Origin of the sequence: Psychrobacter sp. CAL346-MNA-CIBAN-0220, from assembly GCF_040309805.1 — a bacterium.
In the GTDB taxonomy this organism is placed as follows: domain Bacteria; phylum Pseudomonadota; class Gammaproteobacteria; order Pseudomonadales; family Moraxellaceae; genus Psychrobacter.
The window spans coordinates 64929-84977 of sequence record NZ_JBEOPF010000003.1 but is presented as its reverse complement, the minus strand read 5'-3'; the positions used below and the strand labels follow the sequence as shown (position 1 = coordinate 84977).

The window sequence follows — 20049 nt, the reverse complement described above, 5'->3', positions numbered from 1 at the left end:
CACTGATAAGCCCTCTTAATATAAGCGCTGATATACGGATGACTGCGTAAACTCACCTGTTTTGGCAATAAGATCTGGATTAATAATATAGCCGCTAGCAGCCATCGATTGCCCTAAAAAAGCATTTTGTCCACCCAACATCTGACCTTGATCGGTAACATTTGGCTGGCCGTTTAGATTTTGACTGAGAGCCGCTTGACGGTCCTGAATAAACTGCGCGCTATAGGGCTGCTGTTCATCATTAAATAGATATTGCAAGATAGCAAATTGTCCGCCAGCGGCTTGTCCCAGCTGTGGAATGATTTGCTCGATCAATACCGTTTGTAGCTGATCTAAATGCTGGACGGAAAACAAAAACGCATGGCCCAATTGCGCCTCTTGCCCTAGCGTTTGCGTGATACGGTCATTTAAGCCTGATAATAATTTTGCCAAATCGATTGCTTCTGACTGCTTATGGTCTTCTAAATTTTCAGAAACGCTGATGATGGGTAAAAGTTCGGCTTGTGGTGGGCAGTCAATAAAGCGAAAACGCCGACGTAAGGCCATATCGAGTGGGGCTAAAGAATGGTCTTGAGTGTTCATCGTGGCATAGAGATCAATATTCGCAGGCACACTAAATGCACGTCCAGAATAAGCCAAACTGACTTGCATGGCGTTCGGTTGTCCAGTACGTTTATCAGCCTCAATAAGGCTGAGTAGCTCGCCAAATACCCGTGAGACGTTGGCGCGGTTGATCTCATCTATCAACATCGCATAACGCTGCTCAGGATCATTTGCGGCGCGCTGACATAGCTGTAAAAATGCCCCATCTTGAATATCGTAGCTGATCTGTGCTTGTCCCTCTTTGCCTATAACAGGGCGAATACCTTCAACAAACTCTTCATAGCCATAGGCTTGATGAAAGCTGACCATACTAAAACGCTGTTTATAGGCGGGCGTATTATCTCCCTGCGCTTGTCTAAACTCAGTAAGCTGCTGCGCTAAAGCTCCTAATAGTGTTATAGACTCTGGTAATAAATACCATGCCCCGCTCTCATCTTTATCAAAGTACGCTTGGCCAGCACGATTCTTATAAGTAACGGTTTGGGAGCTTATTGAACTGTGCATTTGTAGCACTGACCAAGCGGTATTACTTAAATTTTTATCGCGATCATTGTGCGCCGCTTTTGCAATATAAAACTCATGCGCTACAAGTTCGGGTACCTTTACCAAATCCTGCTGTTGAAGCTTTAAATCTAAGAATATTAAACAAACGACTTCACGCCAGCTCAATTTATATACTAACTGTGCCAGTAGCTCGTCATTATCAATGGCAGATAAATAGTCAGTATATTGCTTAGCAATCTGCAACAACTGGTAAGTTTTACCAGTTCCAGCGACACCAGTATAGATGATATTTACAGGGGTATTAGGCATAGCTAGACTCGGTATATGAAGAATTCACTCAAAAATCAAACAATCAAAACTACAGAATAAGTAGTGATAGCTAATGCTTTACAACTGATGACTGCTGTGATTTTATAAGGATAAATCAGCGATTTTAAGGGTTTACGGACGATAAATAAGCACATTATTGATAAATTATCATAAAAGCATGAGTATTAGAGTGGCCTCGGATTAATGATATCTATATAAGGCCGGCCGTTATCTAATCGTTACCTTATTGCTATTTTATAAGCGCGGTAGTCTATGCTAATAATAGTAGACATACGCAGATTAATGCTAACATAGCTAAATATATTATGGTCTCTATCTAATTATTATGTTGTTTAACCTATTGCCCAAACTGCTCATTTTGAGGAATACAGTATGTCAGGATTATTAAAAAAACTACCTACTAAGCTGCCTGCCAAGTTACCGGCCAAAATATCTGACGTCCTTAACCCTCAAACGGACACTTCAAACAGTAAAATTAAGCCGGTGAACAATCAATTTACCAAGCTCTTATCGGTCACTAAATATTTACCGGCCGGCGCCCGCTCAACGATTTTATCCAAAGCTTTTGGTAAGGTCGTACCCTATGTGGGCACCACTGGCGTCTATTACGAAACTGTCGAACCTAATAAAGTAGTGGTCAGCTTAAATAATAGCAAGGCCGTGCAAAACCATATCGGCTCTATTCATGCGGTAGCCGTTACCTTACTTGCTGAGACTGCAACTGGCTTTATATTGGGATTAAATTTACCTTCCGATCGCGTACTGCTAATTAAATCCTATTCAGTTAATTTTTATCGGCCCCTTAGAAAAGGTCAAGTTGCCGCTATAGCCACTTTATCCAATGAGCAGCGCTTAGATATCTTAAATACGCCCAAGGGTGAAATGGTCATCCCTTGCGTGATCAATGACCGTGAATCAGACCGCGAGCGTGACCCTATCATTGTCGAGATGACTTGGGCTTGGATACCTAAATCTGAATTAGAAGCGCGTCGGCAAGGTAAAAATCATAAAGAAACCGTGAAAGCAGTAGCAAAAGATACGCCAGAAACTGAGCAAAAAAACCAACCCGCTAATAAAACGTCAGCAGTTGATAATGATCAATAAGACAACCTCTTATGCGCCATACTGTGCGCATTTATAATAAAACATCCTAATAATTATAAGGAAATAACTATGTCTACTCATACTAAAAATCTTAAGACCACTTTATCATCAGTTTTATTAGCGGGCGCATGCTCACTAGCATTAACTATGAGCGCCACAGCGGCACCAGCAACGGCGAAAACGGCTATTAGTCAGTCAGTTAGTAAGTCCGCACCGGTTTTTTATGGGGATGGTGGAAAATATCCTTTTTCTGATGCGGTACGCGTTGGCGATACCTTATATATGTCAGGGCAAATTGGTTTTAAAGACGGTAAATTAGTCAAAGGCGGTATTAAAGCTGAAACCAAGCAAGCATTGGATAATATCCATGCAACGTTATTACAATATGGTTATCAGAAGACGAATATCATCAAATGTAGTGCCATGCTTACCGATATGGACGACTTTGGCGATTTTAATAAAGTGTATCAAACCGAACTGGCTAAGCCCTACCCAGTCCGCTCAGCTTTTGGTGTTGCAGAATTAGCAGCCGGTGCTAGCGTTGAGATTGAATGTATGGCTGCTAAATAGTCAGTCGAGATAACCTTTATAAAAAAGCCCCATATAGTCAATTTACCTTAAAATGGAGACAGCGGGGCTGGGAGAAATTTTTGCAGCCTCTGGAGGGCCATAGCCGCACAGCAAGCGAAAAATTTCTTCCAGTTGTGCGAGTTTATGTATGGCATTTAATATTCATTATGTCGATAATTACTCTAACCAACCATTCTAGCTAATTAGAACGTCATCAGTTAGGGCGCTCTCTTTGGTTACTCTCAGCACTTCCTCTAACGTTGTTCGTCCCGCGATAACCTTGCGCAGACCGTCAGCACGGATAGAGGGCGTTTGTTGTCGGGCATAAGCTTCTAGCTCATATTCCGCGGTATTACTATGAATCATACGCCGTAACGCATCATCGACGGGCACGACTTCATATATTGCTGTCCTACCTTTGAAGCCTGATTGATTGCATTTATCACAGCCAACCGGTTTGGGCAGCTTAATGGCTAAATCCATAGCCTTTACCTTAATGCCAATTTCAGCAAACAATTTAGCTTGTTCAGGATCAGCGGATTGCCACGTATGACAATGTGTGCATAGCGTCCGTACAAGGCGCTGCGCCACTACACCAATCAGCGACGACGATAATAAAAATGGCTCTATGCCCATATCTTGTAGGCGAGTTATCGCACCAATGGCGCTATTGGTATGCAGGGTTGATAATACCAAATGCCCAGTTAGGGACGCTTGTACTGCAATCTCAGCAGTCTCAATATCTCGAATTTCACCGACCATTACCACATCTGGATCTTGCCGCAGCATCGCACGTAGGCTTTTAGCAAAAGTCATATCTACTTTGTTATTTACCTGAGTTTGCCCTATACCATCCAGCTGAAATTCAATCGGGTCTTCAGCAGTCAAGATATTGCGCGTTTGGTCATTCAGATCGGTTAAGGACGCATAAAGGGTGGTGGTTTTACCGGAACCGGTGGGCCCGGTGACCAAAATGATACCGTGTGGTCGGTGAATTAGGCGCTCCAGCTCGTTATAGTCATTATCAGACAGCCCTAAATAAGTCATGTTGAGATGACCGGCTTGTTTGTCTAATAAGCGCATTACTACCCGTTCGCCAAAGCTTGAAGGCAAGGTAGACACCCGCACATCGACCTCACGTCCTGCCAATCGTAAACTGATACGTCCATCTTGTGGCACCCGCTTTTCGGCGATATCGAGCTTGGCCATAACTTTAATACGTGATACCAATAGCGGTGCCAATTGGCGTTTGGGGGTGATGATTTCTTTAAGCTCACCATCAACGCGAAAACGCACTACCAACCGCTTCTCAAAAGTTTCGATATGGATATCTGATGCATTAAGGCGAATGGCTTCAGACAACAACGCATTAATCAGACGAATAATAGGCGCATCGTCTTGTTGATCCATCAAATCTTCAGTCTCAGGGACACTATCCGCTAAGCTATCAAGATTAGGATGGTCTTCAAGCCCGGCGGCAATATGCTGTGATTCACCCGTATTACCCGCATAAGCGGCGTTCATGCGTTTTTCAAAAACGTCCAAGCTGACACTTTCATAGGTAGGTACACCGCGCACACCTTGCTGCTGCAAATACCGCACTGCCTCATTGATAGCAGAAATTGGTGTAGCTGTAGTGAGTACCAAGGTCGGTGGCAGCTCAGGATCAATAGCGAGAATAACCAAAAGCTGATGGCGCTTGGCAAAACTATACGGCAATTGCATCATAAAAAAGACCTGATAAATAAAGACAGCTTTGTAAATAAAGATATAAAAACGCGACGTGCCTAAATGGTTAAACTGGGTAAAGATTGCAAGTAAGCGCCTATGAGTTTGTTATACTAACATTTTGTCTTGTCTGATTAGTAAGCCTTTCGTTTAGCTTGGCTATTCACCAATCAGTTATACACTAGTAGGTTATTTGCTCATCACGTATAACTTTACTGCTTACTCCAATTTATCATTACGATTTTTAACTTTGCTCGCCCGTTATTAGGATGCCAAATATGTCACAAGTCATGACTCAAGCCGCAACCCTTGCTACTGACCACACCTCTCTTACTGATGACACCTTTACGGTTGGTAGTCGGACATTTTCGTCGCGGCTACTGGTTGGCACCGGTAAATATAAAGATATGGATGAGACCGGTACCGCTATCGCAGCCTCTGCGGCTGAAATTGTAACTGTTGCCATCCGTCGTACTAATATTGGTCAAAATAGTCATGAGCCTAATTTGCTCGATGTGATTTCACCAGATAAATATACGATTTTACCCAATACTGCCGGCTGCTTTGATGCCGAAAGTGCAGTGCGTACTTGTAAGCTTGCACGCGAGCTATTAGGCGGTCATAATCTGGTTAAGCTTGAAGTGTTGGGCGATGAAAAAAGCCTATACCCTAATATTATGGAAACCCTTAAAGCGGCAAAAGTGCTGATTGATGATGGTTTTGAGGTGATGGTTTATACCTCAGATGACCCTATTGTCGCTCAAGAATTAGAGAGTATGGGCTGTGTGGCAATTATGCCGCTTGGTAGTCTGATTGGTTCTGGCCTTGGGCTCATCAATCGCCATACGCTTAGCTTAATTATCGAAAATGCTAAAGTACCAGTACTGGTTGATGCTGGCGTGGGAACCGCTTCCGATGCTGCGATTGCGATGGAGCTGGGCTGTGATGGGGTACTAATGAACTCAGCGATTGCCAATGCCCAAAATCCAGTACTGATGGCACAAGCAATGAAACATGCCATTTGGGCAGGACGTGAGGCGTTTTTAGCGGGTCGTATGCCCATACGCAAAATAGCACACGCCAGCTCACCGCAGACCGGGTACTTTTTTCAATAAAGTTCTTTAACAACTACCTTGATAACGGTTTTAATAAATTATTGATAGTGAAACAATAAGATAGACTTAACTTAATTGCTGTTCATATCGATGCGCCGTCATGATGGCGACCTATAGCACGCAGCTCATTGACCTTAAAGGACACGCCATGCGATTGTTGACGGCAGTCGACCAGTTATTCTTACTTCTTGAGTCCCGTAAGCAGCCTATGCATGTTGGCGGCTTGTTTTTATTTGAATTACCGGCTGATGAACAAGGGGCAGACAGCGATTTTGTTTATCAGTTGGTACAGCAGATGCAAACATCTAAGGTACCGCCAAGTTTTCCCTTTAATCAGGTCCTTGATCGTTTGTTATTTTGGAAACAAGATGAGGATTTTGATGTCGAGCATCACTTTCGTCATGTGGCTCTGCCTAAGCCTGCACGCGTTCGCGAGCTGTTAATGTATGTCTCAAAAGAGCATGGACGCTTGCTAGATCGCGCCATGCCGTTATGGGAATGTCATATTATCGAAGGCATTCAACCGGAGACAGAAGATAGCCCCGAACGCTTTGCTTTGTATTTTAAGATTCACCATTCATTGGTCGATGGTATTGCGGCTATGCGTCTTATTCAAAAATCGCTCTCGCAATCACCAACTGAGCCCATGACCCTGCCGGTGTGGTCGCTGATGGCACGCCATCGCAATCAAGTCGATGCGCTAATTCCTACTGGACGTTCGGCTGCTCGCATCATCAAAGAGCAGTTATCTACTATTAAACCGGTGGTTACTGAGCTGCTCGATAATATTAAGCATCATGGTGACGATGACTATGTTGGTACTTTTGATGCACCCATGAGCATTCTGAATCGGCGTATCTCAGCCTCACGGCGAATAGCAGCACAATCTTATGACATGCAGCGCTTTCGCAAAATCGCTGATGAGCTCGACGTTAATATGAATGATGTGATTCTCGCAGTCTGTTCTGGCGCTATTCGTCGTTATCTGCTGACAATGAATGCGTTACCAAGTAAGCCCCTTATTGCCTTTGTACCGATCTCACTGCGCAGCGATGACAGCGCGACAGGCAATCAAATCTCGTTTTTATTGGCCAATTTGGGTACCCATCTAGACAATCCCATGCGCCGATTGCAGTTGATTCATCGTAGTATGAATAGCGGTAAACGCCGTTTTAGGCGGATGAATCAGGCACAAGTTATTAATTATAGTGCCATTGCTTATGCATGGGAAGGGTTGAACGTATTGACCGGTTTGTTCCCTAGAAAGCAAGCTTTTAACTTGATTATCTCTAACGTACCGGGTGCCAAAAAGCCATTATATTGGAATGGGGCGCCGCTTAAAGCTTTGTATCCGGCCTCTATTATAGTAGATGGGCAAGCGATGAATATCACTCTGGCTACTTATTTAGACAAAATTGAATTTTGTATTACCGCTTGTAGTAAGCTATTACCCCATGTGCAAGATATGCTGATGTTAATCGAAGAAGAGCTAAACGTATTAGAGCATATCAGTGAAGAAAAATATTTAGGCTTACGGGAATAAGCCCAGCAGCGGCTACTTATATTCTGAATAACAGCGCAATAAAAAAGCTGACTCCATTACGGAATCAGCTTTTTTTTAATGATAAGGTTTTAAAAGTTTATCGACTGAATCAAATATCAACCGAGTACAAGAAAACCGAGTACAGATAATATAAGAAAGCTAAATGGTTTGACTAGAACATTTATACCGCATCGCGCCATGCCGGTACGACAACTTGCATCAACGGCTTTAGCAATTTTATGTTACAGGCAAAAATAGATCCGGTTTTCATAGAATCATGTGCGCCTTTATGATCGACGACAACTCCGCGCGCTTCGGTAACGATTAGCTCACCAGCAGCGATATCCCAAGGCTTAAGTGACATCTCAAAGTAACCATCAAAGCGACCCGCAGCGACATAACATAAATCAAGCGCCGCTGAACCTAAACGGCGAATCTGACCACCCGCTTCACTGATTTTTTGCAGGCTTTCAAAATGCTCTTTAGCATACGAGATAACTTCACCATTGCGTTTACGCTCAAGCGGATGACCAGTGGTAAATAGACTGCCATCAAGAGTTTTACGCTCGCTAACGCTGATACGGCGCTGGTTTAAACGTGCGCCTTTACCGCGGCTGGCAGAGAACATCTCATCACGTACCGGATCATAGACTACGCCATGTTGGGTGACGCCTTTATGTTGTACGGCAATTGATACACAGAAGTGTGGTACACCGTGTACGAAGTTTTTAGTGCCATCTAATGGATCGATAATCCAGCACCAATCGGCATCTTCGCCACGGCCTTCTTGCATACCGAACTCTTCACCCAAGAATGAATGATTCGGATAGCTACTTTTTAGCGTAGCAATGGTCAATTCTTCGCTAAAGCGATCAATGCGCGTTACCAGCCCATCAAGCCCTTTTGACTCAATATCCAGCTCAATTTTATGACGATTTTGATGCGCATTTAAAATCTCTGCACCGACTTTTTCGGCAGCACGCGCTGCGATGACGACCATGGGTTCCATAAATAACCTATCTGCTTGATGAATGAATAAAAAGGAAGAATACTACATTGACGAATAATGCGATCATGACCGGTCAATTGGCTGTCATATCACACCTGTTAATACGGCTATTAATTTCTAACCGTATGCTACTAAAAATATGTGCTATTAAAAATATAGCCTAAAAATAAAAGACACCCTAACCCTCATCGAACAGACCATAGTTTATGGCTGTCATCAGCTACTGCGCAAGTTGTAAAACAATCAGCACCTACGGCAAGCAGGCGTTACTTTTATCTTTATTTTTACGATTGAAACTACTTTAAAATCAATACTAATTTACGACAGCAATTGCTGAAGCTGGCTGACCACACCTGCGACATCTAAACCACAATCAGCCAATTGTTCTGCTTGTGAACCATGTGCCACGAAGCGATCTGGAATACCCATATTACAAATAGCAGGTCGGCTGATAGCAAAGGTAGGTGAGGCATTTAGTAAATATTCGTTTACCGCACTGCCAGCGCCGCCCATAATCATATGCTCTTCTAAAGTTGCAATATGAGTAATTCCTTGAGCAAGCAAATTCTCAAGTAGCTCAATATCTAAGGGCTTCACCCAGCGCATATTGATGACTTGAACCTGATAGTCTGTAGCAATGCGATCAGTTGTTAACACTTCTACCAACGCTTCAGCTGCTTGTTGAGCGGTTGCCACCATAGTGCCAAAGGCCAATAGCGCTAGCTTGATAGACGCATTGTCAGCGCCTATTACCGACTCTACAACAGCTTGGCCGACCTTATACTGCTGCATTGGGCGTTGGATACTAGCGCCAGTACCTGTACCGCGTGGATAGCGTACTGCCGTGCAGCCTGAGTATTCATAACAAGTATTGAGTAACTGATAACATTCGTTTTCATCTTTTGGCGCAGCAATCAGCATATTAGGTACACAACGCAAAAATGCAAAATCAAATACCCCAGCATGAGTGGCACCATCTTCACCGACAAAGCCGGCACGATCAATAGCAAACATCACGTCGAGATTTTGTAGGGCAATATCATGAATAAGCTGATCATAACCTCGCTGCAGAAACGTCGAATAGATCGCTACTATTGGTTTGACACCCTGAGTGGCCATACCACCTGCCAGCGTCACTGCGTGCTGCTCCGCAATCGCTACATCAAAGAAGCGCTCCGGAAACTGGCGGGCAAAATCAATCATCCCAGACCCTTCTTCCATTGCTGGGGTAATGGCTAGTAGCTTATCATCTTGCGCCGCTTTATCACATAAAAACTGCCCAAACACCTGCGAGTATTTTAATACAGGAACGCTATTCTTAGTAGAGCTTTTATTGTTTTGAGAACCGCTTGTAGGGCTGGCTTCAGCAGGTAATTTACTAATCGCATGATAGCCCACAGGATCGGCTTCCGCCGGTGCAAAACCTTTGCCTTTAGTGGTATAGATGTGCACTAATACAGGACCACGCACTTGCTTCGCTAATGATAATACGCGCAGCAGCTCAGGAATATTATGACCGTCAAAAGGGCCAAAATAGGTAAAGCCAATCGCTTTAAATAAATTGTCTTCTAGCTTTGGTACGTCGCGCTGTTCTTTATGACGCTTACGTCGATCAAAAGCCTGCATATTGGGACGCTGACGTAAGACGGGTTCGCCTGTCTCTGAAATATCGACTTGATATCCTGACTCCCAAAGCATAGCCAAATGCCGTGAAAAGCCCCCAATAGAGCAGGATATGGACATATCATTGTCATTTAAAATCACTAATAAATCAGCGTTTTGTTGTACCGCGTCATTCATAGCTTCAAAAGCCATGCCGCCAGTCATGGCACCATCACCGATAATGCAAGCTACGGTCTGCGCTCGACCTTGGTAACGTAGCGCTAGACTCATACCCAGGCCGGCTGAAATAGAGGTGGATGAATGTCCAACCCCAAAAGTGTCATAGATAGATTCTGCGCGCTCAGGAAAGGCAGTCAAACCAGCTTTTGCACGAATGCTACTGAGCGCATCACGGCGACCAGTCAACACCTTGTGGGCGTAGGCTTGATGGCCGACATCCCAGACAATTTGGTCAAGCGGCGTCTCTAATAGATAATGCAGCGCAATGGTTAACTCAACCACACCAAGATTGGCCCCAAAATGTCCCCCACTTTGCCCAGCTGAGTATAATAAAAACAGACGCAACTCGTCAGCCAAGGTTATTAACTCCTCGGTACTAAGGGTCTTAAGGCTAGTAGGCGCATCAATAGTATCAAGCAGCGGCGTGTTAGGACGTGTCCGCGGTATCACCACATAAGTCTGTTGCAAGCCAGATAGGTGTGCAGCAGAATCGGTAGCCGATAGCGTAGATGACGACGCAGGTGATGACCAGGTCTGTGAGGAATGAGGTGACTGCTGCATAAACCGTACTGTACCTACCAATCTGCTGAAAAGACAAGGTGCCGTCTTACCATATCATGATGCACTGCTATCGTAGTGATACCACTGCATTAGTAATGTATACATTTATAAAGGCAGCACCAAATGGGCGACTATTATACATAAATAATAGACTACGATAAGCTCGCTATCTGACCACTATATATTAATATTATACGCTAATGACGATACAGTAATGTAAGGGTAAAGACTTGTCACTGTATCCGTTAAAATAGTATGGCATAATAGCATTTTTTTTAAACTATCGCTTTAATCATCGTGCGTCGTCTGTGAACTTTGTGTGTTTTTCTCGCAAACGCTATAAATACGGTATTCTCACGAATTAATTATATCGATAATACTTTAACAACAGCGCTAGATTTATAACCCCATGACTGTCACGATATGGTCATGACCACTCCCTCTACTGCCACGATAATCGGCTTATGCAGGACATTAATGTCATATCAATTTATCACCTGTGCCAAATTACCCACTCGTCATGGCGAGTTTGATATTCATGTGTTTGAAAATGAAGACGGTCAAGAGCATGTGATGCTTACTGTCGGTCTGCCCGTGGTCGAACCGATACCAATAGACCCAACGTTAAAAAAGGATGCAGCGCCTACAAAGAACACTGACCATAAGTTATCAGACCATCCTATTCCCCTGGTACGGATTCACTCTGAATGCCTAACTGGTGATGCTTTTAGCTCACTAAAATGCGATTGTGGTTCACAGCTCAATGCGGCTATGCAGGCGATACAAGCAACCGGCTTTGGTGCTATTCTTTATCTGCGCCAAGAAGGGCGAGGTATTGGTCTGACCAATAAGATTCGTGCCTATGCGCTACAAGACCAAGGTCATGATACCTTAGATGCCAATTTAATGTTAGGGCTACCAGCTGATGCACGTACCTATGATATGTGCGGGCCGATGCTGGCTCATATCGGTGTCAAGGAAGTACGACTTATCACCAATAACCCCGATAAAGTAGCGTATTTGATGGATCATGGTATTCATGTGGTTGAACGCGTACCATTAGTGGTTGGCGTCAATGATATTAATGCAGGCTATCTAGCGACTAAGCGTGACCGCATGGGTCATCTGCTTAATAAAGAATTTTACACAGAAGCTCACCTTAATAAATAAAGTAACTAAATTGCTTCATCGCCACAAACGATTACCCTAAACCATTATTATAGATATTTTTATGAGTATTCCTGATATAAATAACAACACCACCGCTAGCAACCTAACGCCCTGTGAGAAAGATATTATACGCGTACGTGAGTTTTTAGTCGATTTGCAAGCGCGTATTTGCCAAGCATTAGAAGCTCAAGAGCACACTAACGGCGGTAGTAAAGTGTTTGTGCCTGATGATTGGGAGCGTCCCGAGGGCGGTGGCGGTCGCTCATGTATTCTAGCCGATGGCGAGATTATTGAAAAAGCGGGGGTAATGTTCAGCCATATTCATGTCCATAATCTGCCTGCCTCAGCAACTGCCCGTCACCCTAATATCGCTGGACGTAAAGCCCAAGCAATGGGAGTTTCTCTGGTTGTTCATCCTAAGAACCCTAACGTCCCTACCAGCCATGCTAATGTGCGCCTATTCGTTGCAGAAGCAGTTGGCGAAGATCCTATTTGGTGGTTCGGCGGTGGTTTTGACTTAACGCCCTTTTATCCGGTATTAGCAGATTGTGTGCATTGGCACCGAGTCTGTCATGATCTTTGCGCGCCCTTTGGCGATAGTGTTTATCCGGACTTTAAACAGTGGTGTGATGAGTATTTCCATCTGCGCCATCGCGATGAGCAACGTGGTATTGGTGGCCTATTCTATGATGACGTTAATTTTGAGAGCCGTGGTTGGAACTTTGAGACCTGTTTTGAATTTATGAAAGCGGTTGGTAATGGCTATCTTGATGGTATTATTCCGATTTTTGAACAGCGTAAAGAGTTGCCTTATACTGATGAGCAGCGTGAGTTTCAGCTTTATCGCCGCGGACGCTATGTCGAATATAACCTGGTTTATGACCGCGGAACTCTATTCGGCCTGCAAAGTAATGGTCGTATCGAGTCTATTTTGGTCAGTATGCCACCCCTTGCCAGCTGGCATTATCGCTTTGAGCCTGAACAAGGGTCGGCAGAGTTTGAATTGACTGATTACTATTTGCAACCGAGAGATTGGTTGACTTTATAGTCCTTATTGGCATAATGGTGGCTAAGATGGTAAACAAGTGTTTTACTGTGTACTAGCTCTATCGTTAACTATATGTATTAAGTAGCTATAGTCATTCGGTAAGACAGTTAATGATATAAGAGGTCAGCTTTTATAGCTGGCCTTTATTTATGTCAATATTATTAGGATAGAGTTTACAACGCATTTGTAGGTCGATTACAAAAAGCTATGCAAGTCATTTATTTTTTTATAAATTTTATATCTATAGTTGAAGTAATGTATTTAGAAATAGTCAGTTAAAAAAACAGCTCTCTTGATAGTATTAATTACATTCGAGGCCCGATATCTACTCACGCGCCTATCAAACTAGCCCCGTATAAAGGAGTCATACATATGGCACAAGCTCTCAATAGAAAATCGTTAAAATCAATTTTAGGTATCACGTTGATGACTGCTGCGCTTGGCCTTACAGCTTGTAGCGGCCCTACTAACCCTGATGTCAAAGCGCGCCAAGATATTATGAAAAGCTATGGCGATGCGATGGGGGTTATGGGCGATATGGTCAAAGCGCCGGATATGTTTGATGCAGAAGTCGTCAAAGAACAAGCTGCATTCCTAGCAGATGCCTCTAAAAATCCTTGGCGCCATTTTGAAGATACCGAAGCCGTTGGTAATGCTAAAGAAGCGGTTTGGAGCAATAACGAAGCTTTCATTGCTGAATCAGAAAAGTTCCAAAAAGTGACCGCTGAGCTGAACACGGTCGCACAAACAGCGACTAGCGTTGAAGACATAAAGCCAGATTTTGGGGCAGTTGGTAAGAGCTGTAAGTCATGCCACACTGACTTTAAAGTAAAAAAAGATGATTAATGTTGTCTAGTGAAACTTTATTTATTAATGAAGATTATATTTATGTAAGCTAAAACAGATAAAAGACAGAAGAATAAAAAACCGCCAATTCTGTTTGAGAATGGCGGTTTTTTATTGTTTGGAACTTATTGATTCTTCAACTTAGATAAAGACTTCTATTTGTGCACTGACGTCATGCTGGTATTTATAGAAGAATCAGCTTCTTGCTTATTCAGCATGGTTACCATAGCTTTCACTGACGGATCGCTTAAATCTAAGGTACGTACCGGAAATGGCATATTGACTCCAGCAGCATCGAGCGTGGTCTTAATTGCTACGATTACCTGATCAATAGATGCGACTTTATTGGCCTGTGTGCCATCATCAATATACCAGCGTACCATCAAATCGACGGTTGAATCGCCTAATCCTGTGGCTATAATGCTCGGCTCATTGTGAGTTGACACGCTATCCACTTTGGTCAGCGCTTGCATAATTTGCGCTTTTGCCGCTTCAATATCATCCTCATAACCAATGCCAACGGCGACTTGCAGACGACGCTGTTTATAAGCGGTATTGACCGTCAACACTGAGGTATATAAATCTGAGTTAGGAATCACCACTTGCCGGCCATCATAAGTCTTAATAGTAGTGGCGCGGATTTTAATATCCTCAACCGTACCTTCATAGTCGCCTGAGACAATCTGGTCACCAATACGAAACGGCTCTGAAATCAGTAGCAAAATACCCGACAACAAGTTTTGGAATATATCTTTAAAGGCAAAACCGATGGCCACTGAGCCAATACCAAGCGCACCAATAAGCTTAGTCGGAGTAAATCCTGGAATGGCAATCACCATCGCAATCATAAAGCCGATAAAAAATATTAAGGCCCCACCTACTCGCTGAAACACTTTGACTAAATTTTGATGGCGACTGCGCTTACCAAGCAACTTAAGGACAATTTTTTTGAAGATCATTGATAGCAACCAAAAAACGATGATTACTATTAATGCTGCCACAAAATAAGGAATACGCTCAACAAAACTACTGAGTAGATCATTAGCGGTGTTTGCAATACTTTGATAAGTCAGTACATCGCCACTAGCCGCACTTTTTACGGAATCTACCTCAGAGATAGGCATGTTATTGTTACTCCTTTACCTGTTCTCGTTATTAACTAAGGCAGCCATACCTTATTTGTTCGCTGTCTTAGTTATCAGTTATATTAGTAAGCGACTTACCACGCTTTTCAAAAAAACTAACCCATCAAACCGGCTTGTACAATCTCAATCCAGTAACCATCACTGTCTTTAATAAAAGCGATATTTTTCATACTGCCCTCTTCAGGACGTTTTTTAAACTCGACATCGTGACTCTCGAACCAAGCTACAGCAGCAGGCAAGTCCGGCACGCTAAAGCAAATATGACCGAAGCCTTGAGGCTCTTGGTTGCCGTCATGATAGCTAAAGTTATCTTGAGTTTCGGTGCCATAATTATGGGTCAGCTCTAAAATACCGCGCTGACGAAAGGTATAAATGGCCAAATCTTCACCCGCTGGCAGGTTATCACGCTCGTCATCCGTTAACTTCGCTAAGAAGTACAAATCAAATTCCATCTCAGGAAACTTTTTTACTGCAAGCAGTGTCATCCCTAACACACCGGTATAAAACGCCAATGACTTGGCCGGATCTTTTACCCGTAACATGGTGTGATTAAAAGTGAAACCGCTGGTCTGAGTAGCGATAGGCTGAATACCAGCCACGCTTACACTGTTTTTTGGTTGATTGATAGTTGAGACTGAGTCAGAGGTAGGATTAGACATAAATATCCTTATTCTAATAATTAAAATGTATTGAATAGAAGAGTCAAAATTGCGGTTTTGTCTCTAAAACAATGTTAGCAATACTGAATCGGTAATGAGGTAGCCTTATCGCCCCCCCCCTCATAGTAAAAAACAATATTTTAACTATGAGGGTTTTGTAAGAGAATACCGTTTATAAGCATGGATTAGCTGTCTAAAAAGCGAACCTTTCCAGTTTCTAAATCATATTCTGCACCGACAATTAACAGCTGACCACTACTTGATAAATCCTCTAAGGCACGTGAGCCATGCTTAAGCTGGCTGACTGACATGCGCACATTGGCACGAATGGATCGATCGACGAGCTCATCCGCATCAACATCTTGTCCATTAGCAGTAGCAAGCTCATGCAGGTTATAAACGCTCGGACGAATACGATCAACGATAGATTGCAAGTTGGGCGAATAATACTGCTCAGGATTTATCATGGCTTCCACGCAAGCGGTTACGGCACCGCAATGTGAATGCCCGAGTACCACCACCAATTGAGTATTGAATTTTTCGGCAGCAAACTCTATTGAGCCAATTTGTGATGGCGCAACCACATTACCTGCTACCCGAATGACGAATAAATCGCCTAAGCCTTGATCAAAAACAATTTCTACCGGTACGCGTGCATCTGAGCAACCCAAGATAATAGCAAGCGGATCTTGATCTTTAACCAACTCTGGACGGCGTTGCATTAATGGGTCAGAATTTGTCAAACTATCCACATAGCGAGCATTGCCTTCTTTAAGCAGGGCGAGCGCTTCTTGACCTGTTTTTGGGCGAGTATCTTTAGTCATGAGAGATCCTTGGTGTTACTAAATGAGGAGGGGGTTAAGATAAATATGAGACTGGCTATTTTTTAGACATAAAATTAGTCATAAAACGATTGTATAGCAATCAGCTCAAAAAATTGATAAAAAATTTCACTTTAATGCGCCGCTTTGTGAAGTCGTCCATGTACAACCATATCAGACAGCATTAGCACCCCATAACACAAAGTATAGCCCACGTAACTTATAACGAAGTTGTGCTAATTTGCACAGAGGGTTTGTTATAATATGCAGCATCCGGGCCGCGCATGCGTTTATGACCCTATATATGACCACGCTCTTTTATAAAGTGCTTAGCATCAATAACGGTACGGATATTTTGGTATCTTAGGAATTCATCTCATGACTGACTCGCCCGCAAACTTGTATACGACCCCTACGGTATCTCATACTGACTCTGCTGAATATAACAGTAATAGCACTAATAATATGCCGGCTGATATACTTTTACAAATAACTGGCCTCAAAAAAACCTATGATCAAACCGAAGTACTGACCGATATCAATCTCAATATTAAGCAAGGTGAATTTCTAACTTTACTGGGCCCATCAGGCTGCGGTAAAACCACGTTATTGCGCTTAATTGCAGGGTTCGAGCAGCCAACGGCAGGAGCAATTTATTTAGAGGGCGTGCAAATGGCAGGACTTCCTGCGGATAAGCGTCCGGTAAATACTGTCTTTCAGCAATATGCGCTATTTCCACATATGACCGTCGCACAAAATGTCGCTTATGGCCTTAAGCTTAAAAAAGTCCCTAAAGACGAGATTCAAACCCGAGTGCGCGATATGCTGGCGATGGTACAACTTGAGCATTTAGCCAACCGTAAGCCGCAAGACTTATCCGGTGGACAGCAGCAGCGAGTGGCGATTGCCCGCGCAGTTATTAATCGCCCTAAATTGTTATTACTCGATGAGCCGCTATCGGCGCTCGATTATAAGCTGCGCTTGCAGATGCAGTCTGAGCTTAAACGCTTGCAACGTGAGCTTGGTATTACCTTTGTATTTGTCACCCATGATCAAGAAGAAGCGCTATCGATGTCAGACCGGATTGCGGTGATGAAAGACGGCACGTTTCAGCAAATCGGCTCGCCTATTGAGATTTATGAAACCCCAGCGAACTTGTTTACGGCCAAGTTCATCGGTGAGACCAATCTATTTAAAGCAGAGGTAAAAGGCGTTTATCTAACCCAGCCAGATCGTGACGGACAAGTGACCAATGGGCGCATTGAGGTCGAAGTATGTGAAGCACAAGCACAAAAGGGACCAACAGCGCTACGCAATTTGCGCTGTCCTGACTTTGCAAACGGCGTACAAGTCGGTGATATCGTTAATTTGCTCCTGCGTCCCGAAGATTTACGCATTTATGAAGCCGATGATGATGACCATGCTGGACTGCTTGGGCGCGTTATTGAAAGTAACTATAAAGGCAGTACCTTAGACTCTATTATTGAGTTGCATAACGGACACCTTATTAAGGCCTCAGAATTCTTCGATGAGGATGACCCAAGCTTTGATTATAAGCTTAATGAGGCGGTTAAGGTCTCATGGGTCGATGGCTGGGAGTGGGTGCTAGCAGACGATAGTGCCATTGATGGTGAAGCGGCTATGACGACTGCGCAAAAGGATATCCGCTAATGGCACGCGCAAGCTCGACTCACTTAAGCAATAAAAGCCCCTTTCGTACCGCAACGTTGTGGCTAATTTGGGGTTGGCTGCTCATTTTTGCGTTGTTACCAAACTTATTGGTCATAGCGGTTAGCTTTTTGACCCGTGATAGTAGCGATTTTATCACCCTGCCAGTTAGCATCGATAGCTATCTGCGTATGATAGATCCGCTCTATTTTGAGGTGTTTTTGCACTCGCTGTGGATGGCAGGAATCACTACCATTATTTGTTTGCTGCTCGGCTATCCTTTTGCATGGCTAGTCTCTAAAACCACAGCACGCTGGCAGCCTTTATTAATGATGATGCTCATACTGCCGTTTTGGACCAATTCTTTGGTACGGGTTTATGCCCTTAAATTGTTATTTGCGACTAACGGTTTAATTAACAAATCGTTGTTGGCGATCGGCATTATTGATACCCCTATTGATATGTTATATACCCAAGGTGCGGTGATTGCTGGCCTAACCTACTTATTATTTCCTTTTATGGTATTGCCATTATATGCCGTATTTACGGACTTACGTAATGACATGCTGCTGGCGTCACAAGACTTAGGTGCCTCAAAAACTCAAACTTTTTGGCATGTGGTGTTACCTTTGACCACACCGGGAATTATTTCAGGTGTGCTATTGGTCTTATTGCCAGCGATGGGTATGTTTTATGTGGCAGATATTTTAGGCGGCTCACGCAACTTACTGGTCGGTAATATTATCAAAAACCAATTTTTAGATGCGCGTGATTGGCCGTTTGGGGCAGCAGCTAGCGTGTTGTTAACCCTAGCGATGGCGGTGCTTTTATTCGCCTATCGGGCCAGTAGTCGCCGTATTGGCAAGACTGATTTTAACGAGGTGGCCTAATGTCTGACTCTGACAACCGCCAAAGGGTCAAAACTAAAGCCCCTCGCCCGCCTAAGGTTTCAAAAAATAAGCGTCCTGTTAAGCAAAATATTAAGTTTGGCAGTATTGCGGCTAAAAGCTATTTGGGACTGATTTATACCTTGCTCTATTTGCCCATCATTATCTTGGTAGTGATGTCGTTCAATAACTCAAAAACGGGCTATAACTGGGGCGGATTTAGCTTAAAGTGGTATGAGTCGCTGTTTAAAAACCAAGCGATGCTTGATTCTTTTTGGCATTCCATTGTCTTAGGGTTGGTCGCCGCAACCGTCTCGACCTTAATTGGCACCTTAACCGCCCTGGCGCTCCATCGTTATAACTTTCGCGGTAAAGGCTTGTTGAATGGCTTATTGTTTGTGCTGATGATGTCGCCTGAGATTGTGCTTGCTATATCCTTGCTCGCACTATTTTTATTAATTGGGCTCCAGTTGGGCTTTGTGTCGTTGTTATTAGCACACATTACCTTCTGCTTGCCGTTCGTGGTTATCACCGTCTTTGCACGCTTGAGTAGTTTAGATGAGCGCCTGATGGAAGCCGCGCGCGATTTAGGCGCTAGTGAATCGACTATGGTACGTACAGTATTGATTCCAGTGATATTGCCAGCAGTGCTGGCAGGTTGGCTTTTAGCCTTTACCTTATCGCTCGATGATGTGGTGGTGTCGACCTTTGTCACTGGGCCTAGCTATGAGATTCTACCGTTGCGTATCTACTCGATGGTACGCGTGGGTCTCAAACCTGAAGTCAATGCTATCGGTACGTTATTACTTGCCGCATCTTTAATATTGGTTATCATCTCGCAGCTGCTATTACGTCGGCGTTAAATTTTGAGTGAAAATCAAACAAACCTTAGGTTA

At 43.6% G+C, this 20049-nt stretch carries 17 protein-coding genes; 10 read left to right on the top strand and 7 right to left on the bottom strand.

What is annotated here, in order from left to right:
• Window positions 1-15: 15 nt before the first annotated feature.
• Window positions 16-1416 carry an AAA family ATPase gene (locus tag AAEY88_RS08045; RefSeq protein ID WP_350561234.1) on the bottom strand — a complete coding sequence of 467 codons (1401 nt, stop codon included), beginning with the start codon at window positions 1414-1416 and terminating at the stop codon, window positions 16-18.
• 393 nt (window positions 1417-1809) lie between these two features.
• Between AAEY88_RS08045 and AAEY88_RS08040 the strand changes: the two genes are divergently transcribed.
• Together AAEY88_RS08040 and AAEY88_RS08035 are read left to right on the top strand one after the other, a co-directional pair.
• Window positions 1810-2541 carry a DUF4442 domain-containing protein gene (locus AAEY88_RS08040; protein ID WP_350561232.1) on the top strand — a complete coding sequence of 244 codons (732 nt, stop codon included), beginning with the start codon at window positions 1810-1812 and terminating at the stop codon, window positions 2539-2541.
• A 69-nt stretch (window positions 2542-2610) separates the two neighbouring features.
• The gene (locus tag AAEY88_RS08035) at window positions 2611-3111 is read left to right on the top strand and encodes a RidA family protein (protein WP_350561230.1); all 501 of its coding nucleotides are present in this window, start codon (window positions 2611-2613) and stop codon (window positions 3109-3111) included.
• Between the two features lie 195 nt (window positions 3112-3306).
• Here the strand turns inward: AAEY88_RS08035 and gspE are convergent, their stop codons facing one another.
• Window positions 3307-4839: a type II secretion system ATPase GspE gene (gene gspE, locus AAEY88_RS08030; RefSeq protein ID WP_350561228.1), complete on the bottom strand. Its 1533-nt coding sequence runs from the start codon at window positions 4837-4839 to the stop codon at window positions 3307-3309.
• Window positions 4840-5129: 290 nt separating this feature from the next.
• On the opposite strand from gspE, the gene AAEY88_RS08025 reads away from it, so the two are divergent.
• Complete coding sequence (locus AAEY88_RS08025) at window positions 5130-5954, top strand: thiazole synthase (RefSeq protein ID WP_350561571.1); 825 nt, start codon at window positions 5130-5132, stop codon at window positions 5952-5954.
• Window positions 5955-6102: 148 nt separating this feature from the next.
• Entirely contained in the window at window positions 6103-7497 is a 1395-nt protein-coding gene (locus AAEY88_RS08020) for a wax ester/triacylglycerol synthase family O-acyltransferase (protein ID WP_350561569.1), read from the top strand.
• Between the two features lie 181 nt (window positions 7498-7678).
• On the opposite strand, the gene AAEY88_RS08015 is transcribed toward AAEY88_RS08020, so the two are convergent.
• Both AAEY88_RS08015 and dxs read right to left on the bottom strand, forming a co-directional pair.
• Window positions 7679-8506, bottom strand: coding sequence for an inositol monophosphatase family protein (locus AAEY88_RS08015; protein WP_350561226.1), 828 nt, complete (start codon window positions 8504-8506; stop codon window positions 7679-7681).
• A 318-nt stretch (window positions 8507-8824) separates the two neighbouring features.
• The gene (gene dxs, locus AAEY88_RS08010; RefSeq protein ID WP_350561224.1) at window positions 8825-10909 is read right to left on the bottom strand and encodes a 1-deoxy-D-xylulose-5-phosphate synthase; all 2085 of its coding nucleotides are present in this window, start codon (window positions 10907-10909) and stop codon (window positions 8825-8827) included.
• A gap of 477 nt (window positions 10910-11386) precedes the next feature.
• Here dxs and ribA point away from each other — a divergent pair, with 477 nt between their 5' ends.
• From ribA to AAEY88_RS07995, 3 genes are all read left to right on the top strand, one after another.
• The gene (ribA, locus tag AAEY88_RS08005) at window positions 11387-12079 is read left to right on the top strand and encodes a GTP cyclohydrolase II (protein WP_350561222.1); all 693 of its coding nucleotides are present in this window, start codon (window positions 11387-11389) and stop codon (window positions 12077-12079) included.
• Window positions 12080-12140: 61 nt separating this feature from the next.
• The gene (gene hemF, locus AAEY88_RS08000) at window positions 12141-13127 is read left to right on the top strand and encodes an oxygen-dependent coproporphyrinogen oxidase (RefSeq protein WP_350561220.1); all 987 of its coding nucleotides are present in this window, start codon (window positions 12141-12143) and stop codon (window positions 13125-13127) included.
• Window positions 13128-13499: 372 nt separating this feature from the next.
• Window positions 13500-13973 carry a cytochrome c gene (locus AAEY88_RS07995; RefSeq protein WP_350561218.1) on the top strand — a complete coding sequence of 158 codons (474 nt, stop codon included), beginning with the start codon at window positions 13500-13502 and terminating at the stop codon, window positions 13971-13973.
• 155 nt (window positions 13974-14128) lie between these two features.
• Here the strand turns inward: AAEY88_RS07995 and AAEY88_RS07990 are convergent, their stop codons facing one another.
• From AAEY88_RS07990 to AAEY88_RS07980, 3 genes are all read right to left on the bottom strand, one after another.
• Complete coding sequence (locus AAEY88_RS07990) at window positions 14129-15097, bottom strand: mechanosensitive ion channel domain-containing protein (protein ID WP_350561216.1); 969 nt, start codon at window positions 15095-15097, stop codon at window positions 14129-14131.
• A gap of 116 nt (window positions 15098-15213) precedes the next feature.
• Entirely contained in the window at window positions 15214-15777 is a 564-nt protein-coding gene (gene gloA / locus AAEY88_RS07985) for a lactoylglutathione lyase (protein WP_350561214.1), read from the bottom strand.
• 185 nt (window positions 15778-15962) lie between these two features.
• Window positions 15963-16601 carry a carbonic anhydrase gene (locus tag AAEY88_RS07980; protein ID WP_350561212.1) on the bottom strand — a complete coding sequence of 213 codons (639 nt, stop codon included), beginning with the start codon at window positions 16599-16601 and terminating at the stop codon, window positions 15963-15965.
• Between the two features lie 375 nt (window positions 16602-16976).
• Here AAEY88_RS07980 and potA point away from each other — a divergent pair, with 375 nt between their 5' ends.
• The 3 genes from potA to potC are packed head-to-tail and all read left to right on the top strand — an operon-like array spanning window position 16977 to window position 20016.
• Window positions 16977-18269 (top strand): spermidine/putrescine ABC transporter ATP-binding protein PotA, encoded by a 1293-nt coding sequence (gene potA, locus AAEY88_RS07975; protein WP_350561210.1) that lies wholly within the window; start codon window positions 16977-16979, stop codon window positions 18267-18269.
• A complete protein-coding gene (gene potB / locus AAEY88_RS07970; protein WP_350561208.1) occupies window positions 18269-19156 on the top strand; it encodes a spermidine/putrescine ABC transporter permease PotB in 888 nt (295 codons plus the stop codon). The genes potA and potB overlap by 1 nt, the downstream gene beginning before the upstream one ends.
• Window positions 19156-20016: a spermidine/putrescine ABC transporter permease PotC gene (gene potC, locus AAEY88_RS07965; RefSeq protein WP_350561206.1), complete on the top strand. Its 861-nt coding sequence runs from the start codon at window positions 19156-19158 to the stop codon at window positions 20014-20016. The genes potB and potC overlap by 1 nt, the downstream gene beginning before the upstream one ends.
• The last annotated feature ends 33 nt before the right edge of the window (window positions 20017-20049 follow it).